Raw genomic sequence first — 15,392 nt, forward strand, 5'->3', positions numbered from 1 at the left:
GGTCACGACTGACCAGGTGCCCCGTCAGCGACGCCTCCGGGTCGGGCTCGCCGAACGGCGTCGCCGCCCCCACACGCCCGTCGAAAGCCGCCAGCACCAGCCGGGCCCGGTCCAGCGCGGTCCCGCGCGGCCGAACCGCACCGACCTCGACACCCAGCGGCATCGCCGTCACGTGCCCCAGTCGTTTCAACTCGAAGTCGAGCAGACCCAGCGTCTCATCGATCCCGGCGGCAATCGGGGTGCAGCCCGCCAGCATCGGCGCGATCACATTCCACGCCTCGGCCAGGGTCGGCGCCAGCAGTACGTCGGCAACGGTGATGCCGTAGGCAACCCGGGCATCGGCAAGGTCACGCTGCGGGTTGATCACCGAGCTGACGGAGGTGCCGTCGTCGAAGGCGATGGCCAGTTCGACGGGTCTGGGCCGCGACATCCGGCCCTCATCCCCCACCGTGAGCATGCCGATGGCACAGTACTTTCGGGGCTTTGTTGTGAGTCCGGCCAGAGTCGCACCGTGTAGAAATCGGGCGATCCGCCGATCGGTCTTCAGGTCCTTGGGCAGCACCGGACGTTTGAGCACCAGCCCGCTCATCGAGGTGCAGCGACTCAGCGCGACGTAGAGCTGTCCGGTGGAGAACATCCCGCCGGTGAGGTCGACCACCACATGTTCCAGCGTCTGCCCCTGGCTTTTGTGGATGGTGATGGCCCACGCCAACTTGAACGGCAGCTGCGTGAACGCGCCGATCACCTCATGGCGCAACGACCCCCCGTCCACAACCGGCCGGGTGGCTTCCCAGGTGAACGGCCCGACCTCGGCATCGGTCCCGTCGGTGAAGTCGACGGTGACCTCGGCACCGCCGGCCCAGACCTCGGTGATTCGGCCCAGCGTGCCGTTGACCCAGCGACCGGCGGAGTCGTTGTTCAGCATCATCACCTGGGCACCGACCTTGAAACGCAGCACCGGGTCGGCGGGCGGATCGAACAAGCTCAGGTCACCGGATTGCTGTGCGTGGCTGGTGAACTCATCGCCGGAAAGCCGTTCGAGCTGTTGTCGGTTACGGGCGGTCACCAGACGATTGGTCGGCGCCAGAGTCAACCAGAATTCATCCTCGGGCGGCATGAACTCGGCGTCGGTGCAGGCGTTGAGTTCATCCAGTGCGTGGCTGAGCAGTACCCCTTCGCGGATCTCGTTGAGGATGGCGGTCATTCGGTCATCGCCGAGCTGACGGAAGACGGTGGTCAGCGCCACCGTCGGGAATGCGTCTCGATCGAAGCTGTCGGCGGAGAAGAAGTACGGGCTCTCGTAACGGGTGGCGAAGAAGCCGGCCTCGCCCTCGGTGACCACCGGCGGCAGTTGATAGAGGTCCCCGACGAGGACGATCTGCACCCCACCGAATGCCGTCCCAGGTTCGGGACCGAACCGGCTCAACGCGGCGGCGAGCTTGTCGAACAGATCGGCACGCACCATCGAGGCCTCGTCGATGATCAAAGTGTCCAGCGACGCCAATGTCTTGGTGAACCGTCCTGGCCGGTAGCTGCCGGAACGGACCTCTTCGAGGGTGGTTGTCGGGGTGAAGCCGAACAGCCGGTGCACGGTGTAGCCGTCGACGTTGAGTGCGGCGATCCCGGTGGGCGCCACCACCACAACATTCTTGTCAGAGCCGCGACCGTGCCCGCCGACGGCCATGAAGCGGCGGATCAGCGTCGACTTACCGGTGCCCGCCTTGCCGGTCAGGAACAGATTCCGGCCGCTGGCGAGCAGTTCCAGTGCGTCCTCGAGTTCGGGAGTGAGCACAAAGTCTCGGGGCGGCACTGCGCACTCAGCCTCTGGTGTCGATGACCTGCTTGGCGATGTCGACAAGCTTGATATTGCCGGACTGCGACAGCTCGCGCAGCATCTCGAACGCCCGCACCGCGTCGACGTCGTAGCGTTCCATGATGATGCCTTTGGCCTGCCCGATGAGATCGCGGCTGCTGAGCGCGGACTGCAGCTGTTCGCCCTGCTTGCTGGCGACGATCGCCGCAGCCGCGTGGGCGGCCAGCACCGAGCCGATGGCCTCGGATTCGGCGTCGAACGCCTTTGGAGCGGTCGCAAAGATGTTGAGCGCGCCGGCAGTGCGCTGCGCGGTGTACAGCTTGAACGACAACGCGCTGCGGATGCCGATATCGACGACGAGTTTGGAGTATTCCGGCCAGCGGCCTTCGTCTTCGAACTCGTCGGTGCGCACGATCAGGTCATCGACGGCGGCCTCGACGCAGGGACCCTGACCGGTGAGGATCTGCAAATGGTCGAGGGTGAACATCAGCTCTGAGGTCGGTGCCAGCGTCTCATACTTGCCACCGACGGCCAGCAGCAGCAGACCGGCGTGCTCGGCACCTGGCACCAGCTGGAGTACCGCCTCGGTGACACCACGCAGCACCTCATCGAGAGCCACCGGCACGGCGACGTCCCTGGCGAGTTCCGCCATGCGGATCGCCAGATCGTGTTTCGACTCCGCAATCATCCGCACACTTTCCCACAAGCCCCGCCCTCGCGGCACGTTTGTCGCCACTGACCAGGGGTACAGCTCGACTCGGGGTCTGCGGTGGTCGACCGCCACAGACCCCAAGGTCTCGTCGGTTCAGAATGCGAGCCGGCGGGACCGCTTGCTCGGAGATCGTCCCCATTTACCCTGCCAACTGTAGTGGCGTCGACCTGAGAGCATCCACAGGTGGACCGCCAGCCCGGCGGGGGTGGTCCCGGCGTCGCTGAGTGTTGCCTGAAACCGTTGGGCGGCAACGCTGTTGCTCATGCGCGCCCAGGTCACTGTGCGATGACCTGGAACCCGCTGAGAATGGCCTCCGAATCGGCGGCGTACGTGGGATTGGCCGGATCGACCGAGCTGAGCGTCACCGTGGTCAGATAGGCGGAGTTGCCGACCTTGGCGAGCACACACAACACCTTGGCTTGCCGCTGCGGCACCTTCCCCATTTGCGGAGCGGTGTAGCTGATGGTGGTCGCCGGATAGCCGCACTGCAGGCCGGATTCGGCGGAGACGTCGGTGGCACCCAGCTGGCTTTTCAGCAGCTGGCGCTGCTGGTCGAAGACCTCGCCTGCGTCGATGGAGCCGGCGCCCGCGGTCTCCATGGTCACCACGGCGTTGGGGGCGAATGCTTCGACCGTCAGGTCGGTGTTCACCATGGTGAACCGGATCATCTGCGAGTTCAGCTGGTCAGAGGTGTTCCAGCCGGGCGGCTGCGGAATCTTCAACTCCGGTTCGCCTTCGGCCTGCGCAGCGATCACCGACAACGGGACCGATGTTTCGACACAGCTGTGATCGGCTTCCGGCTCCCCGTCGGTGGTCGAGGACCCGCACCCGGTGAGAAACACCAAACCTGCCAGCACCGGTGCCACGATCGCAGTCCGCATGACCTAATCAGACCACGACGGCGGCCGGTTTGCTGCCAGCACACGTCGACGGTGCGTCAGGCGTTGCGCGCCAAACGAAACTCCAGGTTCGCCCGGACCGCGGGCCACTCGATGTCGAGGATCGAGTAGACGACGGTGTCCCGGCGGGAGCCATCCGGTAGTAGTTGGTGGCTGCGCAGCACCCCGTCGATCTTGGCGCCCAGCCGCTCGATGGCCGCGCGGCTGGTGCTGTTGAAGAAGTGGGTGCGGAACTCGACAGCCACACAGCCCAGGGTGTCGAACGCGTGGCCCAGCAGCACCAACTTGGTCTCGCTGTTGACACCGGTACGGCGGGCCGAGCCCGAGTACCAGGTGTGGCCGATCTCCAGCCGCCGATTGGGCGCGTCGACATGGAACAAGCTGGTGGAACCCACCAGCTGGTTGTCAGCGAGCCGTCGCACCACATAGGTCACGCCTTGGTCACCGGCCTGCATCTCCAGCAGCCGGTGCACCCAGGCCGCAGCGGTGTCCGGCGCCGGTGCGCTGGTGAACCACAGGGCTCCGGCATCACCGTCGCCTGAAGCGACGCTGATCTCGTCGATGTGGTCTTCGGTCAGCGGCTCCAGCCGCACCCAGCGATCACCGGTGAGCGGTACCGCCGGCACGAACCTGCTCATCGGGCCCCCGCCCGGACTTTCAGCGCCGTTGCGAGCACGGCCCACACCGAGCATCCGACCGCGGCCACCGTCGCCCCGGCGGCGATGTACAGGCCATACGCCGGCGTTGCCGGAACGATCACATGCAGGCGGTAGAAAGCGACGGTGAGGGCGGCGATCAGCAACGAGATGGTCAGCGCCGCCCCAGCGGCGGCCCGTGGCGAGAAGCCGCGCGCCGTCATCGCCCCGGCGACCACCAGGGTCGAGGCCAGCAACACGATCAGCTGACCGGCCCCGAACCCGGGATCAAAAGTCGGCACGGCACCCACGACGCCGCCCGCGGCGTTGGCGCGGCCGCCCCCGTCGGCACTGGTGGTGACCCACGGCAGCCACACGCTGACCGCCAACACCGCTGCGCACAGCGCCACCAGCCAGCCGGGACGGGGACTTGCCATGCGCACGAGCCTATCTGGCCCCATCACTGCCAGGACACGACGCCGGGCGCCGCCATGGTCAGCGTCCGGTCCACCTCGAGCCGACGCAGGAAGTTGTCGTCGTGGCTGACCACGATCAGGGCCCCGCGATACGCGCGCAACGCGTCGACGAGCTGGTCGACGCTGGTGATGTCCAGGTTGTTGGTCGGTTCGTCCAAGATGACCAGCTGCGGCGGCGGCTCGGCGAGCAGCAGCCGGGCCAGCGCCACCCGGAACCGCTCGCCACCGGAGAGGGTGCCCACCGGCCGGTGCACATCGTCACCTTTGAACAAGAACCTGGCCAGCTGTCCGCGCAGCCGCTCCGGTCCGGCGTCCGGTGCCGCCGCCGCCACCGTGTCCAGCACGGTGACGGCGTCGTCCAGGCCGTCCATCCGCTGAGGCAGATAGCCGACCCGGTCGGTGAACAATTGCCCGGCGGCCTCCCGGTCGGAGCTGCGCAGCGCCTCCAAGAACGTCGTCTTGCCGACACCGTTGCTGCCGACGATCGCGATGCGCTCGGGGCCCTGCACCGTCAATGGTCCTGCCTTCCCGTTGATCTCGGCGATACTGATCTCGGCGATACGGCGGGCTCCTGGGACCTTTGGATCGGGTAGCTCGACCCGGATGTGATCGTCATCGCGAACGCGGGCGGCCGCATCCTCGGCCGCCTTCTGCGCGGCCTGCACCTTCTCCTCGTGATTGCCGCGCAATCTGGCAGCCGAAACCTCTGCGGCCATCTTGCGGCCGTTGGCGACGATCTTGGGCACCCGCTTCTCGACGTAGGCCTTCCTGGCGGTGCGGTTACGCCGGGCCAGTTTGGTCTCGGCCTCGACCCGCTGCCGGCGTTCGGTCTTGACAGCCTGTTCCGCGGTGCGAGCGGCTTGCACCGCAGCGGCCTGCTCGGTGTCGATGTGTGACCGCCACTGCGAGTAGCTGCCGCCGAACACCGTCAGCGCACTGCCGCGCAGTTCGGCGATGTTGTCCATGTGCTCCAGCAGCGTGACGTCATGGCTGACGATGACCAGGGCGCCGGGCCAGTCGGCGAGGCTGCGGTAGAGCCCGTGACGGGCATCGCGGTCGAGGTTGTTGGTGGGCTCGTCGAGCACGGTGACCGCTGCCCGGCGCAGCCGCAGCCCGGTCACCGCGATCAGCATGGCCTCGCCACCGGACAGCGTCCCCACCAGTCTATCGAGACCGATTGCACCCAAACCGATTTCGTCGAGGGCAGCACGGGCTGCGGACTCGATGTCCCAGTCGTCACCGATCACGTCGAAGTGCCGCTCGCTGATGTCACCGGCCTCGATGGCCGCCACCGCGGCGATGGTGTCGGCCACGCCGAGCAGCCCGGCCACCGAAACGCCGGAGGCCAGTGCCAGCGCCTGCGGCAGGTAGGCGACGTCACCGCTGGTGGTGACGGTGCCGCTGGTCGGGGTCAGCTCACCGGCGATCAACCGCAACAACGTCGACTTACCGGAGCCGTTGACACCGATCAGCCCGGTCCGGCCGGGGCCGAACGCCGAGGTGACGCTCGACAGCGCCACCGACCCGTCGGGCCAGGTGAAGCCGAGATCGGTCAGGACAACAGCAGGAGAGGAAATGTGAGACAAGACAGGCTCCGAACGGTTCAGGGCGAATGCACTGAGAACCGGAGCCCGTCACACGATGGGCAGATCGACGGTTGTCAGCGCGCGGGCGGCACGAGACCGTTGATGCCTGTCATGCCGCCCACCGTAACCAGCCGCCGCGATCGGGGCAACCGCTTTATCTCTCGCTACGCTGAGATGGTGACTGAGCTACCCGATTGGGCACGGCAGCTGGATCTGGCCCCACACCCCGAAGGCGGCTGGTTTCGGGAGACCTGGCGCAGCGAATTGACCATCGGGCCGTCGGCACTGCCGCCGGATTACACCGGCGTCCGCAACGCGGGTACTGCGATCCTGTTCCTGCTGATGCCAGGACAACAGTCCGCCTGGCACACCGTGCGCAGCGCCGAACTGTGGCTGCACCACCGTGGCAGCCCACTCCTTCTTGAGATCGGCGCCGAACAGTCAAGCTCGACAACACATCTGTTGGGTAGCGACGTTGTCGCCGGTGAGCACCCGCAGGTGCTGGTGCCGCCGGGGCACTGGCAGCGAGCGCGGCCCCGCGACGACGAACCGGCCCTGGTGAGCTGTGTGGTGGTGCCTGGATTCGACTTCGCCGACTTTGCGCTGCACGCACCTTGACAGTCCGCCCGCCGAACTGGCGCGACCCCGTGGGGTGACACTGGAGCGCCAATAGGAAATGATGTGTACTACATGAAACCCGATGAGAGAACCAGTCGTTCGATCCGCACGCCGGCCGATTCTCAGGAGGATGTGCACTGGTGAGTGAGCTACTCAGAGCTGTCCGACAGCAGCGGGGATTCACCCTCGAGGCATTGGCCGAGTCCGCCGGCCTCACCAAGAGCTATCTTTCGAAGATCGAACGGCAGCAGAGCACTCCGTCGATCGCTGTCGCGATGAAGCTCGCCCGGGCACTCGACGTGGATGTCGCCCAGCTGTTTTCCGATGACCCCGAAGTGACGACACTGACGGTTGAACGTGCCAACGCGAGCAGCAAACGCCATCAGCCGTTGGCGTCGTCGATGTTGGGTAAAGCCATGTCGCCGTTCCTGGTTCGGCCGACAAAGCAATTCGAACAGCACACCCATGACGTCCATCCAGGCCAGGAGTTCATCTTCGTCCACGCCGGAACGGTCGAGCTCATGTACGACGATGACTTGCTGACCCTCGGTACCGGCGATTGTGTCTACTTCGACGCCGCCGCGCCACACAAGATCCGTCAAGTCGGGCCCCAACCCAGTGAAGTCATCGTCGTCACCTACAACCAACCGCCGCGCGGTCGATGAGCCACCGACCACGCGGCCGGCTGAGGTACCGGGACCGGTGGGACTCAGTTGACGTTCAGGATCGCGCGTAGCTGCTCGCGGCCGGTGTCGTCGAGCGGAAGTAGGGGCAGTCGCGGTGCACCGACGCCTTGACCCAACAGCTCCAGGCCACCTTTGACCGTGCTGGGCAGGCCACCGGCCACGATGAACTCCAGCAGCGGCCGCAGCTCCTCGTAGACCGCCTCGGCCCGGTCATGGTCGCCGGCTCGCACGGCGCCATAGAGGTCCAGACACGGTTGCGGGCGCAGGTTCGGTGCCGCCGTGCACCAACCCTTGGCGCCCGCTTCCAGGGACTTCAGCGCCAAGGGGTTGTTGCCGTTGTAGAACGGCAGCAACCCGTCGCTGAGCTCTTTGATCCGCAGCATTCTCGACAGGTCACCCGTGGATTCCTTCACCATGGCGACGTTGTCGATCTTGTTGAACATCTGCACCAACAATTCCGGGCGCATGTCGATACCGCTGGTCGCGGGGTTGTTGTACACCATGATCGGCAGGCCTATCGCAGCGCCGATGGCGGCGTAGTGTGCGGCGATCTCCCGCTCCGAGAGCTTCCAGTAGGAGATGGGCAACACCATCACGGCGTCCGCTCCGGCACGCTCGGCATATTGCGCACGGCGAATGGTGTTGGCGGTGGTCAAGTCCGACGCGCCGATGACCACTGGGACACGTCCGGATACGGCACCGATGGTTGTGTCGATCACGGCGTCGAACTCGTCCTCGGTGAGATAGGCCGACTCCCCGGTGCTGCCGAGTGGCACGATCCCATGGCTTCCATCGCTGACCAGCCGGTCGACGAGTGCGGCGAGTTTGTCCGTGTCGACCTTGCCGTCGGCGGTGAACGGGGTTACGGGATAGGCGAGAATGCCGTGAATTTCACTGCTGGACATGTTGAGTCCTTTCGGGTGGAGGGCTTGTTCGCGGGAGGTCAGCTGGTGAGGGCGTCGGGATGGGCGCGCAGGGCGCGCCGCGCGTAGTACGCGAAATTGGCCAGACTGCGCTTGGGCCGAAGTGTCCAATCGTGGGCTTCCCGGGCCAGCCGCGGCGGGAGGTCCGCGATGGTTCCGGCCGCCATCGCAGCCAGCTGCAGCTTGGCGCCGCGTTCGATCAGCATTGCCAGCGAGCACGCCTCTTCGATGCTGGCTCCGGCGATGACGTGCCCATGGTGGGCCAGCAGGATCGCCTTCTTGTCACCGAGTGCGGCACTGATGATCTCGCCTTCCTCATTGCCCACCGGAACCCCAGGCCAGTCCGCCAGGAAGGCACAGTCGTCATACAGCGGCGCAATGTCCATCTGTGACACTTTCAACGGCACTTCCAGCATGGACAGGGCCGCCACGTGAAATGGGTGGGTGTGCACGATGCACTGCACATCGGGGCGCGCCCGGTAGATCCAGGAATGGAATCGGTTGGCCGGATTGGCCATGCCGTCACCGTCGAGCACGTTGAGGTCCTCGTCCACCAACAGCAGGTTCGCATCGGTGATCTCGTCGAAGCCGAGCCCGAGCCGCTGGGTGTAGTAAGTACCCGGCTTCTCGGCGCGCGACGTGATCTGGCCCGCCAGCCCGGAATCATGGCCCGCGTCGTACAGCGCGCGACACGTCAACGCGAGCTTCTGGCGCGGCGTCAGACCCGTATCGGCGACATTCTGAGACAGGCCGTCCAATGCACGCTGCATCAGGACTTGTTTCGAATCATTCAGGGTACTGGTCATTTTCGAAGCCACCTTTCGGATCAGCCGGGAACCGGAGACACCCCAGCGACTGTAGGACACTTTGTGTCCCACAGTCAACCGAGTTGCCTGGTTCTTGCGATATCCGGGGTGCCGGCGCAAAGCCCTGACGATGCGCCCGTCAGCTCAGCAGTCGTACCGCCGCCGCCACCAGATCGGCATTACCGGCCGCCGGAGCGCCGTCGGGCAGGGTCAGGGTGTCCTCCATACCGATACGGGTCTGCACACCACGAGCTCCGGCGTGCTCCAGCAGCGGCCAGCAGCTGGAATCCAGACCGTGCAGCAGGATCGGGGCGGGCGAGTTCGCCGCGCGCACCTGATCGAGCAACTCGTCGGCCAACGCGGCGTCGGCGTCATCGCCCAGTTCGATCATCACTCGCATGCAGCGCTTGGCGACATCGGAAGCTGCCCAGGAGGCCGCGGCCTCGACACCGAAGATGCCCACCTCCACACCGAGGCCCTTCGACAGCAGCACCTCCGCCAACTCCGGCGAACCGGGCTCATGCCAGTTCAGTGAAGCGAAGTCCGGCAGCACCTCCCACGCCTCGATCGCCGCCGACCGCTGACCCGCATCGGGCAACGCCCAGAACCCGGTGGTGACCCCCAGCGGCAGTCCGGGCACGCTGCGGCGGACCGCGGAGACGGCGGCGGCCACCGTATCCGGAAGCAGCGAGTCGACACCGTCGGGCGTCTTGGGGTGCAGATGCACGGCCAAAGCCCCGGCCCGCTGCGCTTCTACTGCCGCCGCCGCCAGTTGGTCCGGACTGACCGGCAGATTCGGATGCTGGTCGGGAGTGCGGGCACCGTTGATGGCGGCTTTGACATAGATTTTCGGACCACCCATGGGTCCATCCTTGCCGACTACTGCGGCGACGACAGGTTGAACCGGGCGCCAGTGGGATCGGCTACCGCCGCCAGCCGGCCGTATGGGGTGTCCTCGGCCCCGCGCACGATGGTGCCGCCGTTGGCGGTGACCGCCTCCAGCGCTACATCCACATCTTCAGCGGCCAGGAACACCGACCATTCGGATTTCTCGGCGACACCGGCGCCGTCCATCACACCGAACACCGGCTGGCCGCCGACGACGGCGTTGGTGTACCGGAACTCCGCCGTATCGGCTTCCACCTTGGTGTCCAGACCGAAGACCGAGGTGTAGAACCGCAGGGCGGCAGCGTAATCGGTGGCGGTCAGCTGGAACCAGGCGGGCGAGCCAGCCGCGGCGGTGAGTTCGAAGGTGGTGTGCGTACCGGGCTGCCACAGCCCGATCAGCGCACCGACCGGGTCCGTGGCCATCGCCATCCGGCCCACCAGCGCGGCGCTGTCCCCGATATCCATCACCCCGCCGCAGGATGCCCCGCCCGCTGCGATGACCGCCGCCAGCGTCGCGTCGACATCCGGAGTGTGCAGGTAAGTGGTCCAGCTGTCCGGCGAGTTCCACTGCGGGTCATTGGGCATGATCCCCGCGACGAGCTTGCCGTCTTTGGTGGCGTTGAGGTATCCGCCGAAGTCCTCCCCGGGCGAGGAGAACACCCAGCCGAACACCGCACCGTAGAACTGCTGCGAGCGGGCGATATCGGAGGTGGCGAGGTCGATCCACGTGGGGGTGCCGGGGTGCGTGCTCATGGTCTGCTCCTGGAGATGGCCGGTGTTGTCACCGATACAGACCGGAGCGCGCGCCAGAACTCATCGCGCGCGGCGCAGTACCCGCAGCCGCTACGCCGACGTCGTGCGGTCTTTGAGCACCAACTTCGGCAGCAACAGCGTCGCCAGCGCCGTCACCAGCCAAACCACCACCGTCGCCGCGATCCAGGAGCCGATGCCGCGGATCACCAGCCCGCTGGTGAGCAGCGAGGCCAGGATCAGCGCCGCCAATGTCGACACCAGCCCGATCCCGCTCAACAGCGCCGAGGCGTACCGCGTGGCCAGCTTGCCGAACACCGGCGCCAGGACCGCTTGCGCCACCGCGAAGATCACCACGGCCGCAACAAATCCCCACACCGACACCGACACTCCCGGCACCAGCCAGGCGGCAGCGAGCAGGCCGAGAGCGGCCGAGCCGAGGAAGACCGCAAGTCGCAGCAGCAGCTTGATCACAGCGTGAGCCTAGTCAGGAAACCGGTCGCGGACTCACCAATCGGCGCTCATCCGCAGGGCACCCGTCGGCGCGGCATGGGTGATGTCCAGACTCGGCCTGCCGTCGGAGTCGAACCAGTCCACGGGAACCACATCAACCGGCGGCCAGTCCCTCGGGGTCCGCAACACCAGCATGGGCCAGCGGGCCTGCCGCTGCGGGTGAGCTGACGCCGCCGCGTCGTTCAGCGTGGCGATCTCGTCGAGCGCCACATACAGTGCGGCGGCGAAACACCGATGGAGCTCAGCGGTGTCGGTGATGTCGCTGGTGTCGGGGAAGCCACCGACTTCGATCGGCTCCCACCCACGGGCCCGGAACACCTCCCGAACCTCGTCGCGGCCCATCGTCGGCTGGTACAGGATCGGCAGCACCGCACCATCGGTGAGCGGGTCGTGCAGCGACCGGGCCTGCCACGCCGTGACGGCCTCGTCCTCGTCGACCATCGCGGCGACGGTCACACCGGGTTCGTCGAGTGCCAGCCCGACCGCATAGGCCAGCGCATAGGAACGCCCACCCGCGGTGGCAAAACCACCCGTCGGCGAATCACCGGCTCGGGTGCCCTCCATCCGGGCCACCGCCTCCAGTGCGGCCATCCCGTCACGTACCCCGAGGACAAACCGGATGCGCTGACCGCGGCGCACGATCATCCGGTTGAGGTGGGCGTAGGTCAAGGTCACCGCGGGCACCCCGGCGCGGTTGCCGCCCGGCAGGCCCGCCGCCACGTGATTGGCCGCCCGCCACCACGCGTCGACGCGATCGAGCGTCGTACGAGCCTGCGGGATGCTGAGGTGGTAACGCTCGAACAGATCGGTCATACCGCCCGAGCCTGCCCAAGTCGCAGCGGGCGTTCCAGGGTGCGCGTGGCATCGCTGCGTAGGACTTAAGTCCCTACTTGTCCCCAGCGCGGCGCCGTTACTGTGGGACCCGTGATATCCGTCTTCCTCGTCGATGACCACGAAGTGGTGCGGCGCGGCCTCGTCGATCTGCTCAGTGGCGACCCCGATCTGGCGGTGGTGGGCGAAGCCGGTTCGGTGAGCGAGGCGATGGCCCGGATCCCGGCCGCCCGTCCGGATGTCGCGGTGCTCGACGTACGCCTGCCCGACGGCAGCGGTATCGACCTGTGCCGCGACCTGCTGGCCGCCCACGACGAGTTACGGTGCCTGATCCTGACCTCGTTCACCGACGAACAGTCGATGCTGGACGCCATCCTGGCCGGCGCCAGCGGCTACGTGGTCAAGGACATCCGCGGTATGGAATTGGCCACCGCCATCAAGGAAGTCGGAGCAGGCAAATCGCTGCTGGACAACCGCGCCGCGGCGGCGTTGATGTCAAAACTGCGCAGTGAGACCGAAGCGCCCGAGGACGCCCGGCTCCGGGATCTCTCGGCCACCGAACGCACCCTGCTGGACCTGCTGGGTGAAGGGCTCACCAACCGTGAGATCGGTGAGCGAATGTTCCTGGCGGAGAAGACGGTCAAGAATTACGTCTCCCGGTTGCTGGCCAAGCTCGGGATGCACCGCCGCACGCAGGCCGCACTGCTGGCGGCCGAACTGCGCCAGCGCACCGATGGCTGACCCGGGATCCATGACCACCACGTCCCGCGACGATGTCCGTGGCGGGCTGATCGAGGCCATGCTGGCCATCACCGCCGGCCTGGATCTGGAGCAGACGCTGCGGACCATCGTGCACACCGCGATGCGACTGGTCGACGCCCGCTATGGCGCACTCGGCGTGATCGCCACCGAACCCGGGCCGCGGACACTGGAACGTTTTGTGCACGAGGGCATCGACGATGTGACACGCGACCTGATCGGACCGTTGCCGGCCGGGCACGGCGTGCTCGGGCTGCTGTTCCAGACACCGGAGCCGGTTCGTATCGAGAACCTGTCCGAGCATCCGGTCTCGGTGGGGTTTCCACCCAACCATCCCCCGATGCGCACGTTCCTGGGCGTACCCATCCGAATCCGCGACCAGGTTTTCGGCAATCTCTATCTCACCGAGAAACAGGGCGGGGAGGTGTTCTCCGGCGATGACGAGGTGCTGGTGCTGGCACTGGCCGGCGCCGCGGGCATCGCCATCGAGAATGCCCGGTTGTATCAGGCAGCCCACACCCGGCAAACCTGGATCGAAGCCACCCGCGACATCAGCACCAATCTGCTGGCCGGCGACGACCCGGCCGCAGTGCACCGCCAAGTCGTCGCGCAGGCAACCGGTTTGACCGGCTGCACGGTCAGCGCCCTGCTGTTGCCCGGCGACCTCGACGAGTTGGTGGTCACCGCCGCCAGTGACGACACCCTCACCGGGCTGGAGCTGCCGATCGCCGGGACCGCGGTGGGCCGCGCCTATTCAGAGCGACTGCCGTTGCGCACCAAGAAATTCAGTGAACTCGGCGGCGACGGTGCGGCATTGATACTGCCGCTGCGCGAGCCAGACGCCACCATCGGGGTGCTGGTCTGTATGGCCACCGACGGCAAGGTGTTCAGCACCGATCAGCTCGACATGATGGCGGCCTTCGCCGACCAGACCGGGCTGGCCCTGCATCTGGCCGCGGTACGCAGCCGCGCCGTGGCCACCCTGCGGGAGCTCGACGTGCTCTCCGACCGGGACCGCATCGCCCGCGATCTGCATGATCACGTGATCCAGCGGCTGTTTGCGATCGGGCTGTCCCTGCAGGGCACGCGCGGTGGGCAGAGCCCCGACACCGCACAGCGCATCTCCGGATCACTCGACGATCTGCAGGAGGTGGTGCAGGAGATCCGCACCGCCATTTTCGACCTGCACGGCGGCAGCGTCACCCGGCTCCGGCAGCGCCTGGAGGAGGCCGTGTCCCGGATGAGCGCCGACTCCCCGGTGCGCGCCTCGCTGCATGTCAGCGGACCACTGTCGGTGGTGGAGCCGTCATTGGCCGATCACGCCGAAGCCGTTGTGCGCGAAACGATCAGCAATGTGGTGCGGCACGCTCAAGCATCGACGGTGACGGTGAACATCACCGTGGACGACAATCTCACCATCACCGTCACCGATGACGGCGTGGGCATGCCCGACGATGTCACCCGCAGCGGACTGAACAATCTGGCCGCCCGGGCCGACCAGTGCGGCGGGCGGCTGGACCTCGCGGCCGCAGCGGCCGGAGGTACCACCGTGCGGTGGACGGTTCCCCTGCCGTGATTCACGGCAGCCAGACTGTGGTCAGAAGCCGCTGACGCCCACCCCGGTGGTCTTGGCGGCCAACACCTGATCCACACCCATCCGGCCCTCGGCAAACGCCAGCCGGCCGCCGACGAGGTAGAGCCGCCAGGCGCGCACCACTTCCTCCCCGACGAGGTCGACGAATTGCTCGTGATGGGTCTCGAATGTTTCGATCCAGGCGTCGACAGTGCGCACATAGTGTTCCCGCATCGCCTCCACACCACGGATCTCGAAACCCTCCAGCTGGAGATGCCGCAATGTCTGCCACAGCGGCCGCATGTGCATATCGGGGGCGATATAGCGTTCGATGAACGCTCCCCCGCCGGGTGCGGCATCCACACTGCGCGACATCTGTTGCAGCAGCAGCCGTCCACGCGGTTTCAGTGCCTCGAACATCACGGCCACGTACTCGGGATAGTGCGCCTCCCCGACGTGCTCACCCATCTCGATGGAGCTCACCGCATCGAATGTTCCTGCGATACCGGGCAGTTCGCCGAACTCACGGTAGTCCTGCAACCGAACATCAATGGCATCGGAGAGTCCGCGCTCGCTGGCCCGCACCGCGATGAAGCCGCGCTGCTGTTCCGAGAGCGTGATCCCGGTGGCGTGCACACCGTAATGCTGTGCGGCATGCAGTATCAGCGAACCCCAGCCGCAGCCGACATCGAGCAACCGCATGCCTTCTCGCAGGCCGAGTTTGGCGCAGATCAGGTCCAGCTTGGCGGTCTGGGCGTCGTGCAGCGACTGATCCGAGGCGGTCGACGGCGACTCGAAGTATCCGGCCGAGTACGCCAGGTGCTCATCCAACAGCAGCGCATAGAACTCGTTGGACAGGTCGTAGTGGTGGGCGATCGCCGAGCGGTCCCGCAGCCGGGTGTGCATCGCCCCGCGCAGCCGGGC

17 protein-coding genes are annotated in these 15,392 nt (G+C 66.6%); 4 read left to right on the plus strand and 13 right to left on the minus strand.

Annotated elements, in window-relative coordinates; genetic code table 11:
* The 6 genes from WBB07_RS08575 to WBB07_RS08600 form a co-directional block, all read right to left on the minus strand.
* Positions 1 to 1,810, minus strand: a 1,810-nt coding sequence (locus WBB07_RS08575) for an AAA family ATPase (protein WP_526306631.1), incomplete at its 3' end; no start/stop codon positions are given.
* A gap of 7 nt (positions 1,811 to 1,817) precedes the next feature.
* The gene (locus tag WBB07_RS08580; RefSeq protein ID WP_526306633.1) at positions 1,818 to 2,501 is read right to left on the minus strand and encodes an ANTAR domain-containing protein; all 684 of its coding nucleotides are present in this window, start codon (positions 2,499 to 2,501) and stop codon (positions 1,818 to 1,820) included.
* A 299-nt stretch (positions 2,502 to 2,800) separates the two neighbouring features.
* Positions 2,801 to 3,406 carry an LpqN/LpqT family lipoprotein gene (locus tag WBB07_RS08585; RefSeq protein ID WP_526306635.1) on the minus strand — a complete coding sequence of 202 codons (606 nt, stop codon included), beginning with the start codon at positions 3,404 to 3,406 and terminating at the stop codon, positions 2,801 to 2,803.
* Between the two features lie 56 nt (positions 3,407 to 3,462).
* A complete protein-coding gene (locus WBB07_RS08590) occupies positions 3,463 to 4,062 on the minus strand; it encodes a GNAT family N-acetyltransferase (protein WP_526306637.1) in 600 nt (199 codons plus the stop codon).
* A complete protein-coding gene (locus WBB07_RS08595) occupies positions 4,059 to 4,496 on the minus strand; it encodes a hypothetical protein (RefSeq protein WP_526306639.1) in 438 nt (145 codons plus the stop codon). The genes WBB07_RS08590 and WBB07_RS08595 overlap by 4 nt, the downstream gene beginning before the upstream one ends.
* A gap of 23 nt (positions 4,497 to 4,519) precedes the next feature.
* On the minus strand, positions 4,520 to 6,121 hold the full coding sequence (locus tag WBB07_RS08600) for an ABC-F family ATP-binding cassette domain-containing protein (RefSeq protein WP_526306641.1): 1,602 nt from the start codon (positions 6,119 to 6,121) through the stop codon (positions 4,520 to 4,522).
* Positions 6,122 to 6,298: 177 nt separating this feature from the next.
* Between WBB07_RS08600 and WBB07_RS08605 the strand changes: the two genes are divergently transcribed.
* A complete protein-coding gene (locus WBB07_RS08605) occupies positions 6,299 to 6,739 on the plus strand; it encodes a cupin domain-containing protein (RefSeq protein WP_526306643.1) in 441 nt (146 codons plus the stop codon).
* A 140-nt stretch (positions 6,740 to 6,879) separates the two neighbouring features.
* Positions 6,880 to 7,404, plus strand: a complete 525-nt coding sequence (locus WBB07_RS08610) for a helix-turn-helix domain-containing protein (protein ID WP_526306644.1) — start codon at positions 6,880 to 6,882, stop codon at positions 7,402 to 7,404.
* Between the two features lie 44 nt (positions 7,405 to 7,448).
* Here the strand turns inward: WBB07_RS08610 and WBB07_RS08615 are convergent, their stop codons facing one another.
* The 6 genes from WBB07_RS08615 to WBB07_RS08640 form a co-directional block, all read right to left on the minus strand.
* Complete coding sequence (locus WBB07_RS08615; RefSeq protein WP_526306646.1) at positions 7,449 to 8,330, minus strand: dihydrodipicolinate synthase family protein; 882 nt, start codon at positions 8,328 to 8,330, stop codon at positions 7,449 to 7,451.
* Positions 8,331 to 8,368: 38 nt separating this feature from the next.
* Positions 8,369 to 9,154 carry an aldolase gene (locus tag WBB07_RS08620; RefSeq protein WP_526306648.1) on the minus strand — a complete coding sequence of 262 codons (786 nt, stop codon included), beginning with the start codon at positions 9,152 to 9,154 and terminating at the stop codon, positions 8,369 to 8,371.
* A gap of 139 nt (positions 9,155 to 9,293) precedes the next feature.
* Positions 9,294 to 10,016, minus strand: a complete 723-nt coding sequence (locus tag WBB07_RS08625; RefSeq protein ID WP_526306650.1) for a 3-keto-5-aminohexanoate cleavage protein — start codon at positions 10,014 to 10,016, stop codon at positions 9,294 to 9,296.
* A 17-nt stretch (positions 10,017 to 10,033) separates the two neighbouring features.
* Positions 10,034 to 10,795 carry a VOC family protein gene (locus WBB07_RS08630; protein ID WP_526306652.1) on the minus strand — a complete coding sequence of 254 codons (762 nt, stop codon included), beginning with the start codon at positions 10,793 to 10,795 and terminating at the stop codon, positions 10,034 to 10,036.
* A gap of 90 nt (positions 10,796 to 10,885) precedes the next feature.
* Entirely contained in the window at positions 10,886 to 11,266 is a 381-nt protein-coding gene (locus WBB07_RS08635; protein ID WP_526306654.1) for a phage holin family protein, read from the minus strand.
* A 33-nt stretch (positions 11,267 to 11,299) separates the two neighbouring features.
* Positions 11,300 to 12,118, minus strand: a complete 819-nt coding sequence (locus WBB07_RS08640; RefSeq protein ID WP_526306656.1) for a phosphoketolase family protein — start codon at positions 12,116 to 12,118, stop codon at positions 11,300 to 11,302.
* 111 nt (positions 12,119 to 12,229) lie between these two features.
* Here WBB07_RS08640 and WBB07_RS08645 point away from each other — a divergent pair, with 111 nt between their 5' ends.
* A complete protein-coding gene (locus tag WBB07_RS08645) occupies positions 12,230 to 12,877 on the plus strand; it encodes a response regulator transcription factor (protein WP_526306658.1) in 648 nt (215 codons plus the stop codon).
* Positions 12,878 to 12,887: 10 nt separating this feature from the next.
* Positions 12,888 to 14,471 (plus strand): GAF domain-containing sensor histidine kinase, encoded by a 1,584-nt coding sequence (locus tag WBB07_RS08650; RefSeq protein WP_526306660.1) that lies wholly within the window; start codon positions 12,888 to 12,890, stop codon positions 14,469 to 14,471.
* A gap of 21 nt (positions 14,472 to 14,492) precedes the next feature.
* On the opposite strand, the gene WBB07_RS08655 is transcribed toward WBB07_RS08650, so the two are convergent.
* Positions 14,493 to 15,392 (minus strand): SAM-dependent methyltransferase (locus tag WBB07_RS08655; RefSeq protein ID WP_526306662.1); only part of this gene is annotated, 900 nt, incomplete at its 5' end.

Source organism: Mycobacterium sp., assembly GCF_049647605.1.
In the GTDB taxonomy this organism is placed as follows: Bacteria; Actinomycetota; Actinomycetes; order Mycobacteriales; family Mycobacteriaceae; genus Mycobacterium.